Here is a 3,853-nt window from a genome sequence, read left to right as displayed (position 1 = left end):
CCGAATCGGCGGGCCCCGACCTCGCCGCCGGCACCGCGGCCCGCTCCTCGGCCGACGAGACCGACGACTTCCCCGCCTCCGCGCTCACCGACGGCAGGCGCGGGACCCGGTGGTCCTCCCCGGCCGAGGACGGCGCCTGGGTCCAGGTGGAGCTCGAGAAGCCGGCGCGGATCGCCCGAGCCGTGCTCCACTGGCAGGACGCGCACGCCGAGCGGTACCGCGTACAGGTCTCCCCCGACGGCAAGCGCTGGCGCACGGCGGCGACGGTCCGCGACAGCGAGGGCGGCAAGGAGCAGGTCCGCATGGACGCGCCGGCCGACACCCGCTACGTCCGCGTCCAGGGCGACGAGCGGGCCACGGAGTTCGGCTACTCGCTCTGGTCGCTGAAGCTCTACGCGGCGGCCGAGCCGAAGCAGAAGGACTGACCGGAGGGTCCAACGTCCTTGCCCCGCGGCCCGGTTCGGGCCGACCGCGGCGCGCGCGGCCGGCCCGAACACGACGAAGCCCGGGTCTCAGGCAGAGGATCTGCCCTCGATCCGGGCTAGGTCGTCGTCGGCGCCGTACGGCTGGAGGTACGGCAGCCACTGCGGATCGCGATGGCCCGTGCCGATGATCCGCCAGGCAAGGCCGGAGGGTGGCGCGGGTTGGTGGCGCAGCCGCCAGCCGAGCTCGCCGACATGGCGGTCCGCCTTGACGTGGTTGCAGCGGCGGCAGGCGGCGACGACGTTCTCCCAGGCGTGGACGCCGCCCCGACTGCGCGGGATGACGTGGTCGACGCTGGTTGCGACGCCACCGCAGTAGGCGCACCGGCCGCCGTCGCGGGCGAAGAGCGCCCGGCGGGTGAGCGGGACGGCGCCCCGGAAAGGGACTCGTACGAAGCGCTTGAGACGGACCACGCTGGGCGCGGGTATGACGGTGGTTGCGCTGTGCATCAGGGCGCCGGAGTCCTCAAGGCTCACGGCTTTGCCGTTGAGTACGAGGATGAGCGCGCGGCGGAGCGGTACGACGCCGAGCGGCTCGTACGACGCGTTGAGGACCAGGACATGCGGCACGGTGCCTCCTTGTACGTCTGCGGCGCGTGGCTCGCGCCGGGACGATCTCCCCTCAGTGTGTCCCCGCTCCCGGCGACTTCGCCACCACGACCGCGGAACGCACCTGGCGTGTTTTGCACCACAGCCGGCGCCGCCCGCCCGAGAAGCCGCCGACTGCCGACGGAGCGCGGGCCGTACGGAGTTCGGCTGATACTGCCCGCTGCCGGCACCGCGGCAGCAGGTGCGCCGATAGTGTGGTCGGACGCCGGAGGTTCCGTGACCGCGGCGCAGACGGACACGTCCGACCGGAGGGCCCGTGAACTGGCTGTACCTCACCGCCGCCCGTGCCGAGACGGGCACACCGCCGCCGGGGCTCCGGGACGCGCAGGACTCCGCGGGCACGGCGGCGAACTGGGTGGAGGAGAACTGGCAGGGCTGGCTCGCCGCCGGGCTGCGGATAGTCCTCGTCGTCGTGATCGCCGTCGTGCTGCGGTACCTCGTGCGGCGGGCGCTCACGAAGCTCATAACCCGGATGAACCGCCGCTCGGAGGCGGCCGAGAGCGGCAACGCGCTGCGCGGCCTCATCGTCAACAGGGAGCGCAGGCGGCAGCGGTCCGAGGCGATCGGCTCGATCCTCCGCAGCCTCGCCTCGTTCGTGATCCTCGGCACCGCCGCGTTGACGGTCCTCTCGGGGCTCGGCATCAACCTCGCGCCGCTGCTGGCGAGCGCCGGCGTCGCGGGCGTCGCGCTCGGCTTCGGCGCGCGCAACCTCGTCACCGACCTGCTGACGGGGATGTTCATCCTGCTGGAGGACCAGTACGGCGTCGGCGACCGCGTGGACGTCGGCGAGGCCGAGGGCACGGTGCTGGAGATCGGGCTGCGGGTGACGCAGCTTCGCGGCGACTCGGGTGAGATCTGGTACGTGCGCAACGGCGAGATCAAGCGGGTCGGCAACCTCAGCCAGGGATGGTCGACGGCCGAGATCGACGTGCAGGTGCGCGCCGACGAGGACTTCGAGAAGGTGCGCTCCGCGATCGCGGCGGCGGGCGTCGAGTTGAGCGCCGAGTCGCCGTGGGACGAGCGGCTCTGGGAGCCGGTCGAGGTCCTCGGGCTCGACGAGGTGACGCTGGAGAGCATGGTCATCCGGGTCTCGGTGCGGACGATGCCGGGCCAGGCCGGCTCCGTCGGCCGCGAGTTGCGGTTCCGGATCAAGCGGGCGCTCGACAGGGCAGGCGTCGAAATCGTCGACGAGCACTCCCTGACGATCGAGCGCCACCGGGCGAGCGCCGAGTCGGGGAACGAGGAGATCCCCTTCTGACCGGGCGCCGACCGCCGGCCATTGACCACGCGCGGGACCGCACCTAAGCTCGCCCGAAAGCGACCGGAAGGGTTCCTAACAGTCGGCCAGCCGCCGAACGCCCGACCGCCGCAAGGGGGTTGGAGTGGGACAGAGGGCGACGCCCGGCACACCGCGGGTGCTCCGCGCCATGAACGACCGCGCGGCGCTCGACCTCCTCCTCGCACAGGGGCCGCTCTCGCGGACCCGCATCGGCCGCCTCACCGGCCTCTCCAAACCCACCGTCTCCCAGCTCCTCGCCCGCCTGGAGGCAGCAGGACTCGTCCTCGCGACGGGACGGAGCGAAGGCCGCCCGGGCCCCAACGCCCAGCTTTACGAGGTCAACCCGGCCACCGCACACGTGGCCGGGGTCGACGTGCGCCCGGGGCGGCTGCTCGCCGGCGTCGCCGACGTCACCGGCCGCACGGTCGCCACGAGCGAAGTCCCCGCACCCCCCGGCGAGCCGCCGGAGACGCTCGTCGTCAGGGCGCTCGACGAGGCCGCCGGCGCCGCGGGGTTGGAACGCGGCGCGCTCCACCGCGTCGTCCTCGGCACGCCCGGAGCCTTCGACCCGCACACCGGACGCCTGCGGTACGCCCGGCACCTGCCGGGCTGGCACGACCCCGCGCTCCTCGACCGGCTCGCAGCGCTGCTGCCGATGCCGCTCACGTTCGACAACGACGTCAACCTCGTCGCCGTCGCCGAACACCGCCTCGGCTCCGCGTGCGGGCACGACGACTTCGCGCTCCTCTGGATCGAGCAGGGCATCGGCGCCGCGCTCGTACTCGGCGGACGGCTGCACCGCGGTGGGACGGGCGGAGCAGGCGAGCTCGGGTTCCTCCCCGTCCCCGGCGCCCCGCTCGTGCGCCGCCCCGCGCGGGCGAACGCGGGCGGGTTCCAGCATCTGGCCGGCCCGGACGCGGTGCTCGCGGCAGCCGAGCGGCTCGGTCTGCCCGCGGCGCGTGCCCAGGGAGCCGCCGAGTCCGCCGCACGGCTGCTCGCCGCGGGGAGCGCGGAGGTCGCGGACGGCTCGGAAGGGCGATCCGGGGCGCTCGCACGGGAGTTCGCCACCGGTGTCGCCGTGGGGCTCTGCTCGCTCGTCGCGGTGGTCGATCCGGCGCTCGTCGTCCTCGCCGGGGGACTGCTCACCGCCGGGGGCGAGCCGCTGCGCCGGCTCGTCGAGGCGGAGCTGGCGGAACTCGCCGTACCCAGGCCGCGGTTGGCGCTCGCCGGCGTCGCGGAGCAGCCGGTGCTGAACGGGGCCGTGCAGAGCGCGCTGGCGGCGACGAGGGACGAGGTCTTCGACACCTCGGGGTGAGGGGCACGGCGCCGCCCGGACGGGACGCAGCTCGACGAGACGAGACGAAAGGCCGATCCGATGAAACTCGCAGTCGTAGGGGGCGGTTCGACCTACACGCCCGAACTGGTCGACGGCTTCGCCAGGTTGCGCGACACGCTCCCCGTCGACGAGCTCGTCCTCGTCGAC

At 73.9% G+C, this 3,853-nt stretch carries 5 protein-coding genes; 4 read left to right on the top strand and 1 reads right to left on the bottom strand.

Going from position 1 to position 3,853, the window contains the following annotated elements; all coding sequences use genetic code 11:
* On the top strand, positions 1–425 hold a 425-nt coding region (locus tag UWG_RS30435; RefSeq protein ID WP_016908735.1), incomplete at its 5' end, for a discoidin domain-containing protein.
* Positions 426–512: 87 nt separating this feature from the next.
* On the opposite strand, the gene UWG_RS0118675 is transcribed toward UWG_RS30435, so the two are convergent.
* Positions 513–1,052: an HNH endonuclease gene (locus UWG_RS0118675; RefSeq protein WP_016908734.1), complete on the bottom strand. Its 540-nt coding sequence runs from the start codon at positions 1,050–1,052 to the stop codon at positions 513–515.
* A gap of 295 nt (positions 1,053–1,347) precedes the next feature.
* Between UWG_RS0118675 and UWG_RS0118670 the strand changes: the two genes are divergently transcribed.
* The 3 genes from UWG_RS0118670 to UWG_RS34000 form a co-directional block, all read left to right on the top strand.
* Complete coding sequence (locus tag UWG_RS0118670) at positions 1,348–2,349, top strand: mechanosensitive ion channel family protein (RefSeq protein ID WP_016908733.1); 1,002 nt, start codon at positions 1,348–1,350, stop codon at positions 2,347–2,349.
* Positions 2,350–2,518: 169 nt separating this feature from the next.
* Positions 2,519–3,685 carry an ROK family transcriptional regulator gene (locus UWG_RS0118665; protein ID WP_050988612.1) on the top strand — a complete coding sequence of 389 codons (1,167 nt, stop codon included), beginning with the start codon at positions 2,519–2,521 and terminating at the stop codon, positions 3,683–3,685.
* 60 nt (positions 3,686–3,745) lie between these two features.
* Positions 3,746–3,853: family 4 glycosyl hydrolase (locus UWG_RS34000; RefSeq protein WP_157838571.1), on the top strand; the 108-nt coding region annotated here is incomplete at its 3' end.

Source organism: Streptomyces xiaopingdaonensis (genome assembly GCF_000262345.1).
GTDB lineage: Bacteria > Actinomycetota > Actinomycetes > Streptomycetales > Streptomycetaceae > Streptomyces > Streptomyces xiaopingdaonensis.
The sequence above is the reverse complement of the archived record's forward strand: the minus strand, read 5'-3'. Positions and strand labels throughout refer to the sequence as shown.

Excerpts from the sequence above, each read along its gene's own strand:
- UWG_RS0118665 (WP_050988612.1), top strand. The coding sequence starts at position 2,519 with ATGAACGACCGCGCGGCGCTCGACCTCCTCCTCGCACAGGGGCCGCTC.